Below are 21,105 nucleotides of genomic sequence, written 5' to 3' on the forward strand. Positions count from 1 at the left end.
AGCGGTACTTTTTAGTCTATTTTTCACAATTTAACTGAATTTCTGATATAATTCCCCGCAATTTTTAGCTGATTTTTATATCGCTACTCACTTTTTAATTTAGGAATACAGAATGTCTGAACAAAACCAACAAACTTATGATTCTTCAAGCATTAGAGTATTGCGTGGCTTGGAAGCTGTACGTACTCGCCCAGGGATGTATATCGGTGATACAGATGATGGTACAGGTTTGCACCATATGGTTTTTGAGGTGGTGGATAATGCCATTGATGAAGCATTAGCGGGTTATTGTAAAGATATTATCGTGACCATTCATTCCGACAACTCAGTTTCGGTGCAAGATGATGGTCGTGGTATTCCTGTCGGCATTCACCCTGAAGAAGGGGTATCAGCTGCAGAAGTGATTATGACAGTACTTCACGCAGGTGGTAAATTTGATGATAACTCTTATAAAGTATCAGGTGGTTTGCACGGTGTAGGCGTTTCGGTTGTAAATGCTCTTTCTTCAAAATTACAGCTTACGATTCGCCGTGAAGGTCACGTTCACGAACAATTTTATAGCTTAGGCGAACCTGATGCGCCTCTTGCGGTAATTGGTGAAACAGACAAAACAGGCACCATGGTTCGTTTCTGGCCAAGTTTCGATATCTTCAAAAACAAAACTGAATTTGAATACAAAATTCTTTCCAAACGTTTACGCGAGCTTTCATTCTTAAACTCTGGCGTGTCTATTCGCTTAATTGATGAGCGCGAGGGCAAAGAAGAACATTTCCACTATGAAGGCGGCATTAAAGCCTATGTAGAATATTTGAACGAAGGCAAAACGTCTATTCACAAAACGCCATTTTATATCTCAACTGAAAAAGATGATATTGGTGTAGAAATTTCTCTTCAATGGAACGACTCCTACAACGAGAATGTTTACTGCTTTACCAACAACATTCCACAACGTGATGGTGGTACACACTTAGCGGGCTTCCGTGGTGCATTAACACGTGCATTAAAAAACTACATGGATAACAGCGGCGTGTTAAAAAAAGCAGATGCCAATATTGATGCCTCTGGTGATGATGCACGTGAAGGTTTAGTTGCCGTTATCTCTGTAAAAGTGCCAGATCCAAAATTCTCTTCACAAACGAAGGATAAATTAGTTTCATCCGAAGTGCGCTCTGCGGTTGAAAGCTCAATGTATGAGGCATTAACAGATTACTTAAACGAAAACCCAGATGATGCGAAAAACATTGTAGGTAAAATCGTGGAAGCGGCTCGTGCACGTGAAGCAGCTCGTAAAGCACGTGAATTAACACGCCGCAAAAGTGCAACCGATTTAGGTGGTTTACCCGGTAAACTTGCTGACTGCCAAGAAAAAGATCCAGCGCATTCAGAACTTTACTTGGTGGAGGGGGACTCCGCTGGTGGTTCTGCAAAACAAGGGCGTGACCGTAAAAACCAAGCCATTTTGCCTCTGAAAGGTAAAATCCTTAACGTAGAAAAGGCCCGTTTTGACAAAATGCTCTCTTCACAAGAAGTTGCAACCTTAATTACTGCACTTGGCACAGGGATTGGTCGTGAAGATTACAATGTTGAAAAATTACGTTATCACAAAATCATTATTATGACCGATGCGGACGTGGATGGCGCTCACATTCGTACGCTCTTATTGACGTTCTTCTATCGTCAAATGCCAGAGCTTATCGAAAACGGCTACATCTACATTGCTCAACCACCGCTTTACAAAGTGAAAAAAGGTAAGCAAGAACGCTACATTCAAGATAACGATGAAATGATGCAATATGAAATTGATATTGCACTTGAAGATGCACGCTTATTTGTAAGCCAAGATGCGCCAGCATTAAGTGGTGTAGCACTTGAAAAATTAATTTCACATTACAACCAAGTACAAAAACTCTTCAACCGCTTAACACATCGTTATCCGTTAGCGATTCTAAATGAATTGATCTACAGCACAGCGCTTTCAACTGAATTTGCAAAAGAGAAAGCAAATATTACCGCTTGGAACGAGCAATTTGTTAATCAATTGATGGCAAAAGAAGTGGATGGTAGTTTTTATCGCACAAACGTGTTCTTCAACACCGAACGCCATATTTATGAGCCTGAAATCATTGTTACCACACACGGTATGGACACCACCTACCGTTTAGATTTCAACTTTATGACCAGCAATGAGTATGCTCGTATTGTGGAATTGATGCTTGAGTTAAAAGATTTACTTACCGCAACCGCTTATGTACAACGTGGCGAACGCCAACAACCAGTAACTAGTTTCGCAGAGGCATTAGATTGGTTAGTGAAAGAATCTCGTAAAGGCTTAACAATCCAACGCTATAAAGGATTAGGCGAGATGAATCCAGAGCAATTATGGGAAACTACAATGGACCCTGTTGCGCGAAAAATGCTTCAAGTAACAATTACTGATGCCATTGCCGCGGATAAACTTTTCAGTACGCTAATGGGTGATGAAGTTGAACCACGTCGTGACTTCATTGAAGCGAATGCATTATATGCAGAACTAGATATCTAATAGGCAGTAAAAGAAAAGCTCATTTCAAAGGAAATGAGCTTTTGCCTATTATGCTAAGAATAAAGAAACATGGTAAATCAAATCATCTTCAGCGTTATTTTTGCCATTATTAATGTAATAAAACATTTACCTTCAAAAATAAATTAAATCTGGTCTGATTACACTTCTGGAAAATAAACCTATCAACCGTTTACCATTGTCCAACATTACCTTGAGTTCGCCCATTGTAACCCCTAAACTACGGGTAATCGCTTGCATCAGGGTAGGGGGGCATAACTGAGTTATATTCTTAGGTGCGGAACTTACCCATCAGTAACACTTGGCTAAATTGGGTAAGTACATTTTATGCTTCTGAGGCACCTGCACCAGAAATAGAAACGGCTTTAGAAATGATCTCCGTCATTTCCGCCACTTGGTACTGGTTAATACCAAGTTCTTTGGCATTTTGAGCAAGAGTCTAATAAACAGAAGAAACGGCTTGGGTCGATTGTGCTGTTTTCATTGAAATGCTGTACACATCAGACATCGCTTGAGCGTGTTGCAATTCATTCTTGCTCACTAATTTAAGTTTATTACTTAATTCAGTATGAGATTCTGCAAGTTTAATAAATTTTTTTGCAGCAGATTTTACGCGGTCAATGTTGTCAAATCGAAAATCCCATTTAGCTGCTTTATTGATATTATTTGCAGCTTTTTCGATATTGCCTAGATATGCCGTGGTTCTATCTGCGAATTGGCGGGCAGATCTTTGTGCTTTATCCATATCCAAGACAAAATTTTTAGTAAAATGTTGTGTCTGTGTAGTTGATTTAGATAAACTTTGCTGGAATTGCGCAGTTTCTAATGATAACTGGATATTTAATGAACCTAATGAACTTATATTTTCCCCACAAAAAAGCCGCTAGGTTGAAATCCTAACGGCTCTTAATCTTTAAATTTTATACAGATTTGCTTTTTCTCTTTGCTTCATCAAAGAGTTCTTTATATATGTCATTGGTTGATTTGACTTTCTCTTCATAGGAAATTTCACGTCCATTCATCAAAGCCCATTTTTGCGAACGTGTTAAATTTGGATTTTTCCATATTCTATAAATCCAATAGCCACACAACAGAATGCCGATACCACATACTATTGCTCCCATAAGGTTCACATTCACACCTAAAAGGTTAGCAAAATAATAAACTAATCCAAATGGTAGGCAGATTAAAACAATGAAAAGCACCAATTTAGCTAAAAATTTTAGTGTATCGCCAAAAATGCCGAAAAACTCATATACCTCTTTAAACATATCTTCCTCCCAATTTTCCTTATATATAAGGTAATAAAGAGAAAAGATCAACTATCTTTTCGCCAAATAATCCGCCACGCCATCACCTTCCTCTTCTTGAGCAAAAAAACGGCATAAATTCGGTGAGTTTTGGTGGCGATTTTTTCGGTTCGCTATTCACGGCTGCCAATAAATAGGCAATTTGTGCTGCACGATAATCTTCGCGCCAAAGCCCGAAGGGTTGTTCTTGATAAAATAGTTGATATTCCGTCAAGTGTTCTTCGGGCATTTGTTCAATTTCTGCCAGCGTTTTCCTAGTGCGAGCGAAAGGGTTAGTTGGAATTTTCTTCGCTCGCTAAGGCTTTTGGGAGTTCTGTAGCCATTGCTTGATTAAAATCTGAAATCAATTTTGCATCAAGCTCAGATAATGCTTTCAAGTCATCTAAATTATCCGCATCAAATAACAACACACCTTTTTCATCGCATAAGCGTGAAACCATTACAGCTCTAAATCCTTGCGGTGTAAGGTTCTAGCGTATGTTGGCGTAAGAAAAAACAAGAAATAAAAAAGCCGCTAAAAAGCGGCTTTCTTTGTTTTTGGTGCTCTGGGCGAGACTCGAACTCGCACATCCTATGGACACTACCCCCTCAAGATAGCGTGTCTACCAATTCCACCACCAGAGCGAAATTTGTATTTTATTGCGGAATATCATTATTTTGTGTTTTAACTTCCGCTGGTTGTGTAATGTTTTGTTTTACATCACTTAAGTCATCAAATTGACTTGTTGGTTTAGCTTGATGAGTGTTGATATTGCCAATAATCAAGCTAATAGCAAAGAAAATTGTTGCTAATACTGCTGTTGTTCTTGATAAGAAGTTTGCAGAGCCAGCTGAACCAAATACTGTTCCTGCTGCACCAGCACCAAATGATGCTCCTGCGTCCGCTCCCTTACCTTGTTGCATTAAGATAAAACCAACTAATACAATCGCAACAACAAGATAAATAACTGTAAGAATATTTAACATTGATACTTCTCTAAATTCCGACGCTAATAAATTGCGATGGCGTGAATATTACTGATTATTCGAATGCTTTGCAATAAGAAATTTCACATTGAATTGTCATTTGTTCTATTTTTCAACACTTTGCATTTTTTTATTAAAATTCGACCGTTTGTTGCTGTTCGTTTTAGCATATTGATAACGCACAGGCGGTGTGATTTTACATAAATCTTGCAATTTATCTCGCTCTGTATGCAATAACGATGGCAATTGTGTCACTAATTCGTGCATAAATTGCTGGTAGCTTGCCTGTTTTTTGCTAATATCTGTCAGTTGCATTTCCCAATGAGCGGTCATATCAGGAAGTGTGGCTGTTTCAGGCAACGCAAAAATTAAAATCCGCCCAGCTTCCGTACTATGTATATTTCGTCCACGTTTAATCAGAAAACCGCGTTTAAACAGCAATTCAATAATGCTGGCTCGGGTTGCTTCTGTACCCAATCCATCAGTTTCACGAAGCACTTTTTTCAACTGCTTATCTTGTACAAAACGAGCTATTCCCGTCATTGCTGAAAGCAGAGTCGCGTCTGTAAAATAGCGAGGTGGTTGCGTTTTTTTACTCACAATCTCACCGCTATCACAATGCAAAACTTGCCCTTTTTTCACCACAGGCAGAAGCGGCAACATTACTTCATCGCTATCTTCTTTGCCAAGCAAACTTTTCCAGCCTGCAGTTAATAGACTGCGTGATGAAGTGCTAAATTTTCCGCCTGCAATTTCAAGCTGAATCTGCCCTTTGCGATATTCAGCATCTGGGCAAAATTGCATCAAATATTGGCGTGCAATTAGTTGATAAATCCGTTTTTCATTTTCGGTCAGTTGCACATTGCCTTGTCGAGCAGTCGGAATAATCGCGTGGTGTGCCTCAACTTTCTTATCATTCCAGCAACGATTGCGAATATTAGGTTCAACAGCTTCGGGTTTCTCCGCATATTCAGGCAGATGATGAGCTATCGCACTCATTACTTTAAAACGATCATTATAATGTTCATTCGGCAAATAACGATTATCAGAACGCGGATAAGTAATCAACTTATGCGTTTCGTACAATTTCTGACAAATATCCAAAACAGCTTGAGCCGATAAACCAAAACGACGTGCCGCATCAATTTGCAACACGGAAAGCGAATAAGGTAGCGGAGCGGTTTCTGTTTCGATTTTATCTTGATAATCGGTGACAGTCGCTGGCTGGTCAGTAATGCGTTTGACCACATTTTCAGCTAATCCACGTGAAAGCACACGTCCATCTTCGTCTTGATAATCTTCACATGCTTTACTCGGCTGCCATTGGGCTTGAAAGGCTTCACCCGTTTCTGACACTCGAACATTCGCCATCACCTCGAAATAATCTTTTGGCACAAAATTTTCGATCTCAAGATCGCGTCGCACAATCAGCCCCAAAACTGGCGTTTGTACTCGCCCGACTGAAAGCACACCTTTATAGCCTGCCCATCTGCCTTGTAGCGTGTAAGCTCGCGTCATATTGATTCCATAAAGCCAATCTGCACGAGCACGAGCTAGTGCCGAGGTTGCAAGCGGTATAAAATCGCAGTTATTTTGCAATTTTTCGAGTGCCTTTTTTACCGCATTAGGGTTGAGGTCGCTGACCAAACAACGTTGGATCTGACTACGTTTTTCTGGCAGAACATTAAGATAGCTAAACACTTCATCTACCAACAGCTGCCCTTCGCGATCGGGGTCTCCCGCGTTCACAAGAACATCTGCTTTTTTGACTAGTTTTTCGACCACTGTAAGCTGTTTTAATGTTTCCTTTTTCGGCACGAGTTTCCATTGCGTAGGCACAATCGGCAGATGCTCCATCCGCCACATTTTAAACCGCTCGTCATAGACATCGGGTTCTGCCTGTTCGAGCAAATGACCAATACACCAAGTTACGACATCATTGTCACCACATTGAATATAACCATCACCTCGTTGATGCGGTTTAGGCAACACATCAGCAATGGCTCGGGCAAGGCTGGGTTTTTCTGCAAGGAATAATCTCAAGGGAAAGTCCGTGTTAATTTGAGTTTTCTGTTTGTTTCTCCGCCAAAAATGCCTTCAATAAATTCTCTGGCGGTGGTGGCATTTGTAGATAAAAACCTTGTTGTTCAATGGCTTGTAAAACGTCTTCGTTTTTCACCCGCTTGAGAGGCTTTTCGCCTGCAAGATTAAATAGCATTACAAATTGTGGCTTGCCGAATTGTTGCATCAAAACCTCAGGCACGGCATCAAATTGGTCGCGTTTTGCGACATAGAGGAACATTCCATCTTTACGAGAACTGCGATAAATCGCACATAAATTCGCTCTGCTCATTTTATCCTCGCTCATCCTAATCTTCCTCATTCCAGTCGCCGCCCGTGTAATTATCGAAGCGAGAGAATTGCCCTTGGAAGGTTAAACGCACCTTACCAATCGGTCCATTACGCTGTTTACCGATAATAATTTCGGCAATGCCTTTAAGATCGGAATTGTCGTTGTAAACCTCATCGCGGTAGATAAACATAATCAAATCCGCATCTTGCTCAATGGAGCCCGATTCACGTAAATCTGAGTTCACTGGGCGTTTATCAGAACGTTGTTCTAAGCTACGGTTGAGCTGAGAAAGCGCAACCACTGGCACTTGTAATTCTTTTGCTAATGCTTTGAGTGAGCGAGAAATCTCGGCTATTTCAAGGGTTCGGTTATCAGAGAACGCTGGTGCACGCATTAACTGCAAGTAATCCACCATAATCAAGCTCAAACCGCCATTCTCTTTATAGACACGTCTTGCACGAGAGCGAACTTCAGTTGGGGTTAAGCCTGAACTGTCATCAATAAAGATATTTTTGCGATCTTGCAAAATTGAAATTGTGGTCGAAAGTTTTGCCCAGTCTTCATCATCGTGTAGCTGACCTGTACGAATTTTAGTCTGATCGACACGAGAAAGCGAGGCAAGCATACGCATCATAATTTGATCGCGAGGCATCTCAAGGCTGAAAATCAACACAGGTTTGGCTGGTTTTTTCTTAGGAATGCCGTTTTCATCCAAATCATTAGGATCTTCAATATCTGACAAGGCAGCATTTTCGCACAGATTCATTGCGAAAGTGGTTTTACCCATTGATGGGCGAGCAGCGATAATAATTAAGTCTGATGGCTGAAGACCTGCAGTTTTTTTGTTGAGATCGATAAAGCCTGTGGTCACCCCTGTTAAACCACCGTTGTGGCGGTTTTTCGAGAGTAACTCAATTTTTGAAAGTGTCGTCATCAACACATCATCAATATTTTGCGGCCCTTCATTGGCACTATTGCGTTTTTCAGCAATTTCAAAAACGATGCGTTCAGCTTCATCCAGCACCTCTTTTGAATCTCGACCTTTGGTATGATATGCCATTTCTGCGATTTGGTTACTCGCACTAATCACACTACGTAAATCGGAACGATCGCGAACGATATCCGCATATGCCAGTATGTTCGCCGCACTTGGCGTATTTTTCGAGAGCTCAGCTAAATAGGCAAAGCCACCTACATCTTGAGCTACTCCCTTATCTTTTAAGGCTTGTTCAAGAGTGATAATATCAATGGGACTATTGGCTCGCACCAAGGCTTCCATTTGCTCAAAAATAACACGATGGGCGTGGGTGTAAAAATCGCTTGCTTGAATACGCTCAACCACATTATCCCATTGATCGTTACTGAGCATAATCCCGCCGAGCACTGCTTGTTCCGCTTCAATCGAATGAGGGGCAATGTTGATCTGTTCTACTTGTTTATCTTGTTTTTTCTCGTTTGAACGTGGATTGTAATCAGCCATAATTTCCTGCTTTTTTAATTATCCCATCAAGGTCTTATTCGGCTCACGTGCGATTTCGCGCACCAATTTCGGCACTAAATAACCCGAACTGATTTTTTGAAATGCTTGATAAATTTCAAAGGCTTGCTCATCTGATATCCAGAAATGGCTTGCACCTTCAACCTTATCTAATAGATGTAGATAATAAGGCAAAACACCAACAGAAAAAAGTTTATCGCTCAAGGCTTTTAAAATTTGCGCATTATCATTAATACCTTTAAGCAACACCGATTGGTTTAACAAAGTAACGCCAATTCGTTTTAAATCAGCCAGTTTTTTAGCCAAAATATCATCAATCTCATTAGCGTGATTGATGTGTGAAACCAGTACAATATTTAAGCGAGATGCTTGTAATCTCTGACAAAGCGTTTCGGTTATGCGGTTTGGAATCACCACGTGAAAACGGCTGTGAATACGCAAGGTTTTAAGATGCGGAATTGCTTCTAAACGAGTCAGCAACCAATCAAGCTCTTCATCTTTTGCCATCAGAGGATCACCGCCCGACAAAATAATCTCTTCCAGTTCAGTATGTTGTTCAATATACGACAAACCTTCTTGCCAAATTTGCTTATTGCTTTTGACTTCGTGATAAGGAAAATGGCGACGGAAGCAGTAACGACAATTCACCGCACAACTATTCTTGAGCATAAATAACAAACGGTTATGGTATTTATGCAAAATATTCGGTGCAGGGCTATGTTGCTCTTCAAGCGGATCTTTCGTAAACCCTTCTGCTTGTAAAAACTCTTGCTCTGCCGACATCACTTGCAAAAACAGTGGATCTTGCGGATTGCCCTTTTCCATTCGTTCTGCAAAACTTCTTGGTACTCGTAATGGAAACAGCTTGCGAGCTAAAATTGCTTGTTCAAAATCTGCAGGATTGAGCTCAAGAAAAGTCAGCAATTTAACAGGCTCATTAAAAGCCTCGGCTAAATCTGTTAGCCATTGCGGCTTGGTTTGAACGGTATGAATTGAAATTGATTGCATAGCAATAAATAAGTAAAACGGGCGTACTTAACACGCCCTAATATCGGAGTTTTTTGATTTTATGGAACTAAACGGCATTCAAGTGGGCTGCCATTTGGTTTAACCATCACGACGGGTGATGCCTGTACGGTTTGTCCTGCCAATGCTGGAATTAAATATTGCACACCTTCAATGCAGTAGCGACGGTAACCATCCGTTTTCTCAATTAAGAATGGATCAATTTGACCACCAATGCTCTTAAATTGAGTCACTTGAGCGTTTGCAACATCTGCTGTTTTTTCTACCGCTTGTGTAGTGCCCGCGGTTGGCTGAGCAACCTGCTGAGTGGTTTGATTCGCTTGTGCCGCTGATGGCGTAAGCATTTCACTTAACACATAACCTGCTGCTGCCCCTGTTGCAAAGCTCGCTAAACGATTGCCACCTGCTTGCTGTGCTTGAGCGGTTTGAGCAGCACGCGTGTTATCGAAAGTCGCATCGCGTTGTGTTTGTTGCTGCGTATTTGTTCTTTGTTGTGAGTTCATTTTCATTGGCTGTGTAGGTGCACTAATCGTGCGACCAGAAACAGAGCGAGAAGAACGCATCCCTTTTGCTTCGACAACAGATGCTACAGATAACGCTAAAATTGTTGAAAGAGTAATAAGTTTTTTCATTTTCCATCCTTTTTTAAAGAATTTTGGATTATACCGTAAAAAAATTTAGAGATCTTCGAATATTTGCGGTATTATATGGGGTCTTTTTGACAAACCCAATAGCGGGTTGTTCAATTTTGTTAACTTTTTGTAAACATTGAGGAAACCATGGCTAACTATAGCACTACTGATTTCAAACCAGGTTTAAAATTTATCCAAGATGGCGAACCTTGCGTAATCGTTGAAAATGAATTCGTAAAACCAGGTAAAGGTCAAGCCTTTACACGTACTAAAATCCGTAAATTGATTTCAGGCAAAGTATTAGAAATCAACTTCAAATCAGGTTCAACTGTTGAAGCTGCAGACGTTGTTGATTACAACTACACATACTCTTATAAAGATGAAGATTTCTGGTACTTTATGCACCCAGAAACTTTCGAGCAAATTTCTGTAGATGCAAAAGCATTAGGTGACAACGACAAATGGTTAGTTGACCAAGCAGAATGTATCATCACATTATGGAACGGCTCTGCGATCTCTGTAACTCCGCCAAACTTCGTAGAATTAGAAGTAACAGACACAGACCCAGGCTTAAAAGGTGATACAGCAGGTACTGGCGGTAAACCAGCAACATTAAGCACAGGTGCGGTTGTTCGTGTGCCATTATTCGTTCAAATCGGTGAAGTTATCCGCGTAGATACTCGCTCTGGCGAATACGTTTCACGTGTAAAATAATTGACACCACTATTTAGGTAATCCCTTTTCAAGCGGTAAGATTTCTTGCAAATTTTGCAAAAATCTTGCCGTTTTTTCATTTCTTATCTTCCTATTTCAACTATTCTCAGGTAAGATTAGCACGCTTTTGAGAATTATTTTCAATAAATCTTCTGTTCCATTGATTAGCTTTTAATAGGAATTTCTTATGTTCAAAAAAACACTCCTTACTTTAGCCCTTGCGGTATCATGCTCTTCAGTTTCATTTGCAAAAGATGTGACCATTCCGACCGCTCGTGGTGATGTTACTTTCACTCAAACACCAACCAAACTTGCCGTATTTGAAGCCGCAGCAATTGATACGCTTGCACATTTAGGCGTACCTGTTGCAGGTAGTCCTGATGTGGCTCGTACCTTACCATATTTAAAACCAGCGACAGAAAAAGCGGTAAATATCGGTACTGTTTTTGAGCCAAATTACGAAGCATTAAACGGCTTAAAACCTGATTTAATTATCGTCGGTAGTCGTGCGGCGAAAAAAGTGGATGAGTTGAAAAATATTGCAACGACGATTGATGTCACTACACCGAAAGAAGTGAACACTTTACAAGGTGGTTTAAACAACATCGAAAACTACGGTAAATTATTCAATAAAGAAGCTGAAGCGGCAAAATTAAAAGCGGAGCTTGAAACCTTAATCGCTGAAACCAAAGAAGCGGTAAAAGGTAAAGGAAATGGCTTAATTGTGCTTGTTAACGGCGGCAAAATGTCTGCATTTGGTCCTGTAGGTCGCTTAGGTTGGGTTCACTCTGCCCTTGATATTCCTGAAGCAAAATTTGAAGTGAACACCAAAGGGGCAAATCACGGTACGCCAATTTCATTTGAATACTTACAAAAAGTAAACCCAGATTGGTTATTCGTGTTAGACCGCACCGCAGCAATTGGTGAAGAAGGCAAAACAGCCCAAGAAGTGCTAGATAACGAATTAGTTCACCAAACTAAAGCGTGGAAAAACGGGCACATTATTTATCTCAGCAGCTCTGCTTATCTTGCTGCAGGCAGCGTAGAGCAAATGCGTTTAGACCTTAACAATATCAAACAAGCCTTCTCTAAATAATGCAGAAGCTCACATTTTTTAATCTTTTCTTACTTTTAATCCTCTGCCCCCTCAGCATGTCCGTGGGGGTAGCGGATTTTCATTGGGGCGAATTGTTTAGCCAGCCTGAGCAATCACAACTTTTCTTTATTAGCCGCCTTCCTCGCACTCTTGCAGTCATCCTTGTTGGAGCAACATTAAGCGTAGCAGGAATGGTATTGCAAATTGTGCTTAAGAATCGTTTTATCGAACCAAGCATGATTGGGGCAAGTCAAAGTGCAGCCGTTGGCATTTTGATCGCAACCCTGCTTTTCCCTGCGACTCCATTGCTGTTTAAGATGTCTTTTGCCACCGTTACTGCTCTCATTGGTATGGCAATTTTTATGCTGTTGATGCGTAACCTTCCGCCTCATCAAAAACTGATGTTGCCACTAGTTGGGATTATTTTCGGTAATATTATTGAAGCGGTAACGACTTTTATTGCCTACGAAACCGACAGTTTGCAACTTCTTTCTGTCTGGTTTGCGGGGGATTTTTCTGGCATACTCGCAGGACGCTATGAGTTACTTTGGCTTACAGCGGGCTTAGCCATAATCATCTATATTCTTGCAGATCAACTAAGTATTGCAGGGCTTGGGCAGAATATCAGTACTAGTCTTGGGATTAATTACCACCAAATGACATGGATAGCTCTAATTATCGTGGCAATGATTACCGCAGTGATTGTCGTTACAGTTGGGCAAATTCCGTTTATTGGTTTGGTCGTACCGAATATCGTTTCTCGTCTAGCAGGCGATCGCCTTCGTCAAAACTTGCCAGCGGTGGTATTGCTTGGAGCGAATTTGATCTTAGTCTGTGATATTTTAGGTCGCGTGGTAAATGAGCCGTTTGAAGTACCGATTTCAACCATTTTCGGTATTGTCGGTACGGTGCTTTTCCTCTATCTACTTTTTAAGGGGAAAAAATGATGAAGTCTTCTCGTATTTTGCTCATCTCAAGCCTGATTTTGCTTGCAAGCGGTCTATTTTTTATGCTGTTTAACAGCAATGGCAATTGGGATTTTATTCTGCCATTTCGTGGCAAAAAATTGTTGTTGTTACTCACCATCGCTTACACGATCGGCGTTTCAACATTACTTTTCCAAACCTTAACGAACAACCCAATTTTAACACCGAGTATTTTAGGTTTTGACTCACTCTATCTGCTGATTCAAACCTTGCTTGTCTTTTTAATTGGCGGTGTGGGATTTACTCAATTAAACATCAGCGGAAAATTTGCCTTTGAAACACTATTGATGCTCGGAGCGGCATTGTTGCTATTCCGCACGCTTACCCGAGATAATGCCGACATCGCACGCATGTTACTCATCGGTGTCATATTTGGCGTGTTCTTCCGCAGTGCCAATAATTTATTGCAGCGTATGATCGATCCTGAAGAATTTGCCGTTGCACAAAGCTCCTCATTTGCGAGCTTTAATAATGCTAACCCAACACTTCTTACGATTGGCATTGCAATTGCTGTGATTACGGCTACCTGGATCTGGACACAACGCCATAAACTTGATGTCTTAATGCTCGGCAAACACAAGGCTATCGGCTTAGGCATCAACTACAACCGCTTTTCACATCAACTATTAATTTGCTGTGCCTTGCTGGTTTCTGTTTCAACAGCTTTGGTGGGACCAATCCTTTTCTTGGGATTATTGGTTTGTGCTATAGTAAATGCCGTTAGTCCAACCATGCAACATTCCGTCCGCATTCCGCTCACGTTCATCATCTCCGCTATCACGCTGGTATTAGGGCAAGCTGTGTTTGAACAACTCTTCAAACTACAAGGCGTGTTAAGTGTCGTAATAGAATTTACTGGCGGAATTGTATTTATCTATTTAATGTTAAAAAAACAAAAATGATCGAAGTTAAAAATCTTTCCCATCATATCGGACAAAGTCCGATTTTAAAAAACATTAACCTCACCATTCCGAACGGGGGCATTACTGCTCTTGTGGGGGCAAATGGCGCGGGGAAATCTACCCTGCTTTCACTCATAGCCCGTTTGAACCCTATTCAACACGGTCAAATTTTGTTAGACAGTTACGATATTGCTACAACTCATTCTCGCACCATCGCCCAAAATTTGGCGATTCTTACGCAAGATAACGTGATCCACAGCCGTATCACCGTGCAAGATTTGTTGATGTTTGGGCGCTACCCGCATCATCAAGGCAAAATTCGACCGCTTGATCAAGAGATTGTTGATGAAGCCTTAGTGCGTTTTGAGCTTAAACCTCTGGCAAATCGTTTTCTAAACGAACTTTCTGGCGGGCAACGCCAGCGAGCGTTGATTGCGATGACATTTTGCCAGAAAACTAATCACGTCCTGCTGGACGAACCACTTAATAATCTGGATATGTTTCACGCCCGTGAGTTGATGCGATTGTTGAGAAAACTAACCGATGAGTTAGCTCTCACCACCGTGATGGTGGTGCATGACATCAATATGGCAGCGGCTTATGCTGACACAATTGTAGCGATGAAAAACGGAGAAATTGTGATGACAGGCACGCCTGAAGAAATAATAATAACCGAGCATTTAAAAAGCGTATTTGGTTTAGATGCTGAAGTCTTGGAACATCAAGGGAAAAGGTTAGTGGTTCATCATATTTGATGCATTTAACCTTCTTATCTCAATTTTGATCTGCCCCTAAAAAGTTGGACAGGTTAGTTAACTTAAATATTGAGCTCGGTATTGTACTGGGCTCAATCCTTTTAAACCAAGTTTAATTCGTTTTTGGTTGTAATAATGATGAGAGCGTGGGAAATTTGATGAAGTTTAGCCACCTCACGGATACCATAATCCTGTTCAGTGACGAGTTTGATAATTTTCAAACGAAATTGATAAGAGTAGGACATAATCTGCACCTCAAATTAGGTGTCCAGGTTTTGGGGTGCAGATCACTTTAAAAGTGCGGTCTTTTACTATAAATTTCATCTACTTCTCTATCAAAATAACCTTTCAAATACTTTCTCATTGGGACGAATGTAGATTAGCAAGTATTGGCGCTCATCGCGGAGGAAAACAAGGGCAATGTGTAGCAGAAAAGCTTTCCTTTATTCTTAAAGAAATGTGAATTTCGGTTTAACTTTAGAGCAGTAAAAGAACAACTTAAAACGTGGCTAAGATGGTATGGTATTTAGGATAAATCTACGTCCTCCCTAAATAAAAAAAACACCGCAAAGTGCGGTGTTTTTTCATTATGTTTTTGCTATCAGCTGATTACCATTGGTAACCCACGCCAGCTGCAACGCCAGTTTTACCTTGGCTATTTGCCGTACCAGATAAACGAATGATGATCTTACCATTATCAGAGATACGAGACATACCTACTGCAAGACCATTTTGACCTTGGTAGCTACCCGCTGCAATACCAACTAAGCTCTTACCTGGTATATAAGCCTGCGGAATATTCGCCGCTGCCAATGCACTTGCAGTACCTGCATCACCACGTTTTCCAACTTTGTTGATCTTGTTGTTCAAGTTTGAAGCAACTGCATGTAACTGGCTACCATTTATAGCATCTTTAGAAGTTGCTGAAATTTCACCTGGTGCTACGCCTGTAATCTTAGTCGGTGCGCCTGTCGCTGTACCAACATTGATATTTCCACCATTGTTAGTAATCTTAGGACCATTATCACCGAATTGAACACTGTCAAAGGTTACATTAGAAGCAGTTGCGTAAGTCACTTTACCATTAGACTCTTGTTTCACGGTCATATTTTTACCTGCAACCATTTCAACTTTTTTGCCTGGATTGATCTTTTCTGGCGTACCTGAAATTTTCTCACCACCATTTGCTGAAGTGGTTAATGTAAAGCCTGACTTGTTAATTGCATTTGCTACATCTTGTACAGTCGCCACTTTATTTGCAACATTTGCAATATTATTTGCCGCATCTGCAACTGCTTGTTCAGCAGCCTTACGAACCGAAGCCGGAGCACTCGCCGGTAAGCTATTTAATGCATTTGTAGCATCTTCTAACGCTTTAGTCATTTCTGGTGTCACAACTGGGCCTTGAACGCTACCATCATCATTATTGGTAATCTTACCAGTATCAATGTCAAACTTCACGTTACTTGTTGTACCGTTTGGTGTGGTTTCTACCACAGCTTTGGTACCTTTGCCATCTACAAAGTTTACAGTGTCATAAGGTTTTACAAAATCCTTCGCTTCACCATTGTTTTGTAAATTCCAACCTGCATTCAACACATCAGATACGGTCGCTGCATTATTTCCTGCATTTTTTACCATATCCGCTGCTTCTTCTGCTGTCATTGGTGCTTTAGTCACATTTTCCGGTGCGGCATCAACCACTGTTCCATCTGGCATGGTAACTGTTCTATCTTCATCATTTACAGATGGAAGATTAGATTTCACATTACCTAATGTCGTTGGTCCACCAATTTCATTCGGTGCAGCTGCAGGATTAACCATATTCGTTGTTAAGTCCGCAGGGGCTACTTCTGTTGTAGTTGGGTTACCTTTATCATCAACCGTGAAGTATTTATCACCCACTTTAGTCACTGGTGTACCATTCTTATCAGTATATTGAACTGGTAAGCCTGTTACATCCACTTTTACTGTTGTCGTGGTTACTTTATTGCCATCTTTATCAATAGACTCTTTCGTTGCTAACTTCACTTTTGTGTTGTTGCCGTCTGCAAAACGAAGTTCATCATTAGGATTCACTTTTTCATCTTTATCTTTGAAGTCTGCAGCAGATAATGTTTCTGTTTGCTTACCGACAACAAAACCAGATTTTTGAATCGCGGTTGCAACTTTATTACCTGTTACATAGCCATCACCTGCATTAGTCGGTGTAGTTCCTGCATCAGGAGTCACTGGGTTTACACCAGCTTTCGCTTTTCCTGTTTTTGGATCGATATCAGCTGTATTGTAATATTCATCTCCTACTTTGGTTACTGGTGTATCTACTCCATTTACTTTAGCTGTAAATTGATTTGGTTTAACTACTTCACCATCTTTAACACCAATAGTAATTTCGCGAATACCATCGTCAGTTGTTTTACCTGTTACAGAAATACCTGGACCAGCTTTAAAATCAACATGATTTGCGTTCTTCACATCAGCAATATACCCATTGCCATCTTTAGTTGAAACAACCCAGCCCATATTTTGTAAATCACCCACTGTCGCAGCAGCATTTGAATTCACATTCGGAGAATTTAAGTCAACTAAATTAACATTTGGTGCAGTTGTTACTGGCGCTTTATTTAATGATGAAGCAACACCTGTAATTTGAGTAGGTTTACCATCAGCAGAGGTTACATTTAACGCAGTTGTTGGTTGTTTTCCAGCAACATTGTTAGTCGCTGGCTTAGCCGCTTCTGTTTTAAACTCAACTGGTGATTTACCATCTTTATTATCACCAACTTTTACTGTATTAAATTCAACATCGTCTTTTGTTGCATAGGTAATATTGCCGTTTGCTTCATGCTTAACGGTCATGTTTTTACCCGCTTTCATCGTTACTGTTGAACCTGGTTTAATTAACTCTCCATCTTTCTTAAGAGTTGCATCAGTGGTTTCATTTTTACCATCTGTTTCATCTGCTTTTAATGTAAAGCCTGAGTTGTTAATCATGTTAGCGACGTTTTGTGCCGTTGCAATTTTGTTGCCACCTGCTTTATTTACAGCATCTTCCGCATCTTTAAGTTTTGCTTTTGCTGCTTCATCATCAGGATTGTCTGCTACTGCTTTTTTCGCTGCTGCTAAATCGTCTAATAACTGTTTAGCATTATCACCCATCGGGTTCTCAACTGTACCATTTGGGTTTGAAGTCATGTCAACAGTATCAACATTAAACGTTACATTGCTGGTTTCATTATCTGATTCAACAACTGCTTTAGTACCTTTGCCATCTACAAAGTTTACAGTGTCATAAGGTTTTACAAAATCCTTCGCTTCACCATTGTTTTGTAAATTCCAACCTGCATTCAACACATCAGATACGGTCGCTGCATTATTTCCTGCATTTTTTACCATATCCGCTGCATCATCTGCTGTCATTGGTGCTTTAGTCACATTTTCCGGTGCTGCATCAACCACAGTTCCATCTGGCATGGTAACTGTTCTATCTTCATCATTTACCTTAGGTAAGTTAGGTTTTAAATCAGTAATACTGCTTCCGCCTAAGCTGACACCTTCAGGTTTAAAAGTCATAGTGGTTCCATTTCCACCAATGCTTGTAATATCGGTTAGCTCAGGGTTTAAAGAATAAGTAAAGTTTTTACCATCTTGTTTTAACTTGATGTTTTTACCAGCTTTAAATGTGACTTTATCGCCAGCTTTTACAGCTTCTTCTGTTGTTTTATTGCCGTCAGCGAATTCGCCGCCATCCGTAGCACCAGTTGCTTTCCAGAATGCATTATTAATTGCATTTGCAACATCGCCTACACTTGCAACTTTATTTTCATCACCTTTATTAGGGGCGACCTGACCAGACTTTTTATCACCCTCATCTTTGGTTACAGGTGTTATACTACCTGTGTTTACTTTAATACCATTATCATCCACAGTAATACTATTGTCTGCTGCTTTAACGTCATATTTAATATGACTTACTTTACCATCAGTATCTGTAGTGACATTAACGCTAGTGCCTTTACCATCAATAAAATCTACGGTGTCATAAGGTTTAACAAAATCACGTGCTTTATTGTTTTCTGTTAAGTTCCAACCGGCATTCAACACGTCGCCCACAGTTGCCGCATTTGAGGTATTAGGTGCATCGGCTCCCTCTGGTAATTTACCTGAAGTTGTAGGGGCAGTAGAGCCTTTTTTTGCACCAGGTAAGTTACCAGCGATATTAGCCAATGCCATAGGGGTTGTAGTGTTATTACCAGCATTATTCATTGAGGCAATTACATCATCATTTGGCACGTTTTGATTTACATTGTTTGGTTGACCTTTATCATTTAAGTCAGTTGTTTTATAGAATTTATCGCCAACTTTAACCAACTTGTCACCAGCTTTATTGGTATAAACCACTGGCTCTTGTTTATTTTCAACACGAGCCATCAACGCATATAACTGAGAACCATTGATTGCATCTGTAGAATTTTCGTCAACAGCACCTGCGGCTAAATTTTTAATTTGGCGCTCTTTACCTGCTTGACCAATACTTACATAGTGACCAACATCAGCAGGTTTCCCAACAAAACCAGAATAAGTAAAGTTAGGACCAGCAATAGTACGAACTGTTGCATCATTTACAGTTTGAACTGCATGAGATGCACCTGTTGCTCCAACAACTTCTGTTGAGTTAGCACCCAATACAACTGAATTTTCTGTTGTTAATTTAGTAATATTCGCACCCAATGCTACGGAGTTTGCACCGCTTACATTTGAGCTAGTACCCACTGCGATAGCGTTTTCAGCCGTTGCTTGTGTCTCTTTACCTTGCGCAATAGATGCCTTACCTGTTGCGTTAGCTCTATTACCAAACGCAAGAGCACTTTCGTTTGTTGCTTTTGACGCATTACCAATGGCAATTGCGTCGGTAGTAGCGTCTTTTCCTGAGGCAGAGTATCCTAGATCTTTTTCCAAACGTTTTATAGCTAAATTCAAACGAGCAACCGCTGCAGTTGCACTAGCGACTCTAAATTTCTGCTCTGGAGTATCTGTTGTTTTTAGATTCTCCTCCTCTTTAGTTAAGGTTGTTTCAGCTTTAGCAAGATCACTTTTAAGATTATTCAATTTAGAATTGATACCGGTTTTATCAGAGTCTAAATATCCACCTGCAACTGCATTATTACCTAATGCTATTGAATTGTTCTTAATTGCAACGCTGTTTGTACCAAATGCAATCGTATTCGAACCTATAGTAGAAGTAGTAGCGCCATGACCTAAAGCAATGCTACTTGTTGCTCGAGCACCAGCCTCTTTACCAATAGAAATTGTCGAGTCAGCATTTGACTCAGAATTTCTATAAACAGTTCCTAGCTTTTGCGATGTAGCATCACGATCAAAAAACTCGCGATATGCACCTGATAATTGTCCGATAGCAATTGACCCATGAGTATCAGCCTGAGCAATAGCTCCTATTGCAACCCCACCATCTCTATTACCCCCGATTGAAGAAAAAGCACCTATAGCAACACCACTATTATGTACAGCCTTCCAACCTTTATTATCATTAATATCAGCTCGTGCACCAATACCTAAAGATACAGCCGGCCCTGCTACTTGAGCACCATAACCAACAGCGGTAGCCATTGAGTCTTTACCACCCTGTCCACCAGCAGAGATACGGTTACCAATTAACGTATCTCCAGTATTACCATCTTGATTATCAGCAATATCAAAACCAATCTTCACAGAACCTGCGCGAACAAGAGGATTATTACTAATAAGGATAGTACTGTCTGAATTTTTCGCAGCCTGAGAAGATCCTTGCAATATTGCAATTTGTTTAATTGGATCCGCAATTGTAGTGCTAACTTTATCTTGATTAATATAAGTAGCAGCCATCGCATGTTCAGCCATAAGAGAAGAACAGGTTACTAACGAAACTGCTACTAATTTTGAAATTGTTTTTGATTTAGTTTTGCCCTTTGCTGAAGCAAGTTCAGAAACCGCTACCCAAGATTGCGTTGCGTGATTCCAGATCACACGGAAAATTTTGTTCATAAAATTTTTCCTTATATTAAAAGGTTGTAAAAAAAATCAAAGCTGTACATTTACAATAAACAGCTTTGAAGATAAAAAATCCTGCGCCGATAGTATCAATAGAATGCGTATAAGTCGAGCAATTTTACAGATGTTTACAATTCTTTATATATGACATCCTATCTTTAAAAAACTACCTATATAAATGCAAAAAAGCTCGCCAAATTTGACGAGCTTTTTTAACTTACGTAAACCGTATTAATACAAATTACACACGTTTGAAGTC

Annotated in this window: 17 protein-coding genes, 1 tRNA gene and 3 pseudogenes; 7 read left to right on the forward strand and 14 right to left on the reverse strand. The window is 40.3% G+C overall.

The genetic code is table 11. The annotated features are described in order from the left end of the window. The first annotated feature begins 112 nt into the window (after window positions 1-112). The gene (gyrB, locus tag B0184_RS07615; protein ID WP_005709177.1) at window positions 113-2,542 is read left to right on the forward strand and encodes a DNA topoisomerase (ATP-hydrolyzing) subunit B; all 2,430 of its coding nucleotides are present in this window, start codon (window positions 113-115) and stop codon (window positions 2,540-2,542) included. Between the two features lie 457 nt (window positions 2,543-2,999). Here the strand turns inward: gyrB and B0184_RS07620 are convergent, their stop codons facing one another. The 11 genes from B0184_RS07620 to B0184_RS07665 form a co-directional block, all read right to left on the reverse strand. Then, window positions 3,000-3,305 carry a hypothetical protein gene (locus B0184_RS07620; RefSeq protein WP_005709178.1) on the reverse strand — a complete coding sequence of 102 codons (306 nt, stop codon included), beginning with the start codon at window positions 3,303-3,305 and terminating at the stop codon, window positions 3,000-3,002. 175 nt (window positions 3,306-3,480) lie between these two features. Further along, window positions 3,481-3,831, reverse strand: a complete 351-nt coding sequence (locus B0184_RS07625; RefSeq protein WP_005709171.1) for a hypothetical protein — start codon at window positions 3,829-3,831, stop codon at window positions 3,481-3,483. A gap of 82 nt (window positions 3,832-3,913) precedes the next feature. Continuing rightward, window positions 3,914-4,099, reverse strand: coding sequence for a phage tail assembly protein T (locus B0184_RS07630; protein ID WP_005709184.1), 186 nt, complete (start codon window positions 4,097-4,099; stop codon window positions 3,914-3,916). Between the two features lie 43 nt (window positions 4,100-4,142). Further along, a complete protein-coding gene (locus B0184_RS10560) occupies window positions 4,143-4,310 on the reverse strand; it encodes a hypothetical protein (RefSeq protein WP_005709179.1) in 168 nt (55 codons plus the stop codon). Window positions 4,311-4,408: 98 nt separating this feature from the next. Continuing rightward, a tRNA-Leu gene (locus B0184_RS07635) sits at window positions 4,409-4,494 on the reverse strand. Window positions 4,495-4,506: 12 nt separating this feature from the next. Further along, window positions 4,507-4,836, reverse strand: coding sequence for a preprotein translocase subunit SecG (secG, locus tag B0184_RS07640; RefSeq protein WP_005709172.1), 330 nt, complete (start codon window positions 4,834-4,836; stop codon window positions 4,507-4,509). Between the two features lie 105 nt (window positions 4,837-4,941). Next, the gene (locus tag B0184_RS07645; RefSeq protein WP_005709182.1) at window positions 4,942-6,879 is read right to left on the reverse strand and encodes a DNA topoisomerase III; all 1,938 of its coding nucleotides are present in this window, start codon (window positions 6,877-6,879) and stop codon (window positions 4,942-4,944) included. A gap of 13 nt (window positions 6,880-6,892) precedes the next feature. Then, window positions 6,893-7,189 (reverse strand): YcgL domain-containing protein, encoded by a 297-nt coding sequence (locus B0184_RS07650; protein WP_039851496.1) that lies wholly within the window; start codon window positions 7,187-7,189, stop codon window positions 6,893-6,895. 16 nt (window positions 7,190-7,205) lie between these two features. Beyond that, the gene (locus B0184_RS07655; RefSeq protein WP_005709167.1) at window positions 7,206-8,669 is read right to left on the reverse strand and encodes a replicative DNA helicase; all 1,464 of its coding nucleotides are present in this window, start codon (window positions 8,667-8,669) and stop codon (window positions 7,206-7,208) included. 18 nt (window positions 8,670-8,687) lie between these two features. After that, window positions 8,688-9,695 carry an EF-P beta-lysylation protein EpmB gene (gene epmB / locus B0184_RS07660; RefSeq protein WP_005709185.1) on the reverse strand — a complete coding sequence of 336 codons (1,008 nt, stop codon included), beginning with the start codon at window positions 9,693-9,695 and terminating at the stop codon, window positions 8,688-8,690. A gap of 59 nt (window positions 9,696-9,754) precedes the next feature. Beyond that, window positions 9,755-10,345: a hypothetical protein gene (locus B0184_RS07665; protein WP_005709181.1), complete on the reverse strand. Its 591-nt coding sequence runs from the start codon at window positions 10,343-10,345 to the stop codon at window positions 9,755-9,757. A 147-nt stretch (window positions 10,346-10,492) separates the two neighbouring features. Here B0184_RS07665 and efp point away from each other — a divergent pair, with 147 nt between their 5' ends. The 5 genes from efp to B0184_RS07690 all read left to right on the forward strand — a co-directional run bounded on the left by efp (window position 10,493) and on the right by B0184_RS07690 (window position 14,798). Next, complete coding sequence (gene efp, locus B0184_RS07670; RefSeq protein ID WP_005705817.1) at window positions 10,493-11,059, forward strand: elongation factor P; 567 nt, start codon at window positions 10,493-10,495, stop codon at window positions 11,057-11,059. 187 nt (window positions 11,060-11,246) lie between these two features. Beyond that, the gene (locus B0184_RS07675; protein ID WP_005709170.1) at window positions 11,247-12,155 is read left to right on the forward strand and encodes a siderophore ABC transporter substrate-binding protein; all 909 of its coding nucleotides are present in this window, start codon (window positions 11,247-11,249) and stop codon (window positions 12,153-12,155) included. After that, window positions 12,155-13,102, forward strand: coding sequence for an ABC transporter permease (locus B0184_RS07680; RefSeq protein WP_005709180.1), 948 nt, complete (start codon window positions 12,155-12,157; stop codon window positions 13,100-13,102). The genes B0184_RS07675 and B0184_RS07680 overlap by 1 nt, the downstream gene beginning before the upstream one ends. Beyond that, the gene (locus tag B0184_RS07685; RefSeq protein WP_039851498.1) at window positions 13,102-14,043 is read left to right on the forward strand and encodes an iron chelate uptake ABC transporter family permease subunit; all 942 of its coding nucleotides are present in this window, start codon (window positions 13,102-13,104) and stop codon (window positions 14,041-14,043) included. Before B0184_RS07680 ends, B0184_RS07685 begins: the two co-directional genes overlap by 1 nt. Beyond that, window positions 14,040-14,798 (forward strand): iron ABC transporter ATP-binding protein, encoded by a 759-nt coding sequence (locus tag B0184_RS07690; RefSeq protein WP_005709188.1) that lies wholly within the window; start codon window positions 14,040-14,042, stop codon window positions 14,796-14,798. Before B0184_RS07685 ends, B0184_RS07690 begins: the two co-directional genes overlap by 4 nt. A gap of 57 nt (window positions 14,799-14,855) precedes the next feature. Here B0184_RS07690 and B0184_RS07695 read toward each other — a convergent pair. After that, a pseudogene (locus tag B0184_RS07695) lies at window positions 14,856-14,936 on the reverse strand (IS3 family transposase); the annotation flags it as partial. Continuing rightward, window positions 14,921-15,043, reverse strand: a pseudogene (locus B0184_RS07700) (transposase); the annotation flags it as partial. The pseudogenes B0184_RS07695 and B0184_RS07700, both read right to left, overlap by 16 nt. A 183-nt stretch (window positions 15,044-15,226) precedes the next feature. Between B0184_RS07700 and B0184_RS10755 the strand changes: the two are divergent. Then, window positions 15,227-15,328: pseudogene (locus B0184_RS10755) on the forward strand (IS1595 family transposase); the annotation flags it as partial. 79 nt (window positions 15,329-15,407) lie between these two features. On the opposite strand, the gene B0184_RS07705 reads toward B0184_RS10755, so the two are convergent. Next, on the reverse strand, window positions 15,408-20,840 hold the full coding sequence (locus B0184_RS07705) for a YadA-like family protein (protein ID WP_078177656.1): 5,433 nt from the start codon (window positions 20,838-20,840) through the stop codon (window positions 15,408-15,410). Window positions 20,841-21,105 lie beyond the last annotated feature (265 nt).

This window comes from Haemophilus paraphrohaemolyticus, from assembly GCF_002015045.1.
GTDB lineage: Bacteria > Pseudomonadota > Gammaproteobacteria > Enterobacterales > Pasteurellaceae > Haemophilus_A > Haemophilus_A paraphrohaemolyticus.

Coding starts and splice junctions, on each gene's coding strand:
- gyrB (WP_005709177.1), top strand. CDS start 113: ATGTCTGAACAAAACCAACAAACTTATGATTCTTCAAGCATTAGAGTA.
- B0184_RS07620 (WP_005709178.1), bottom strand. CDS start 3,305: ATGGATAAAGCACAAAGATCTGCCCGCCAATTCGCAGATAGAACCACG.
- B0184_RS07625 (WP_005709171.1), bottom strand. CDS start 3,831: ATGTTTAAAGAGGTATATGAGTTTTTCGGCATTTTTGGCGATACACTA.
- B0184_RS07630 (WP_005709184.1), bottom strand. CDS start 4,099: ATGCCCGAAGAACACTTGACGGAATATCAACTATTTTATCAAGAACAA.
- B0184_RS10560 (WP_005709179.1), bottom strand. CDS start 4,310: ATGGTTTCACGCTTATGCGATGAAAAAGGTGTGTTGTTATTTGATGCG.
- secG (WP_005709172.1), bottom strand. CDS start 4,836: ATGTTAAATATTCTTACAGTTATTTATCTTGTTGTTGCGATTGTATTA.
- B0184_RS07650 (WP_039851496.1), bottom strand. CDS start 7,189: ATGAGCAGAGCGAATTTATGTGCGATTTATCGCAGTTCTCGTAAAGAT.
- B0184_RS07655 (WP_005709167.1), bottom strand. CDS start 8,669: ATGGCTGATTACAATCCACGTTCAAACGAGAAAAAACAAGATAAACAA.
- epmB (WP_005709185.1), bottom strand. CDS start 9,695: ATGCAATCAATTTCAATTCATACCGTTCAAACCAAGCCGCAATGGCTA.
- B0184_RS07665 (WP_005709181.1), bottom strand. CDS start 10,345: ATGAAAAAACTTATTACTCTTTCAACAATTTTAGCGTTATCTGTAGCA.
- efp (WP_005705817.1), top strand. CDS start 10,493: ATGGCTAACTATAGCACTACTGATTTCAAACCAGGTTTAAAATTTATC.
- B0184_RS07675 (WP_005709170.1), top strand. CDS start 11,247: ATGTTCAAAAAAACACTCCTTACTTTAGCCCTTGCGGTATCATGCTCT.
- B0184_RS07680 (WP_005709180.1), top strand. CDS start 12,155: ATGCAGAAGCTCACATTTTTTAATCTTTTCTTACTTTTAATCCTCTGC.
- B0184_RS07685 (WP_039851498.1), top strand. CDS start 13,102: ATGAAGTCTTCTCGTATTTTGCTCATCTCAAGCCTGATTTTGCTTGCA.
- B0184_RS07690 (WP_005709188.1), top strand. CDS start 14,040: ATGATCGAAGTTAAAAATCTTTCCCATCATATCGGACAAAGTCCGATT.
- B0184_RS07705 (WP_078177656.1), bottom strand. CDS start 20,840: ATGAACAAAATTTTCCGTGTGATCTGGAATCACGCAACGCAATCTTGG.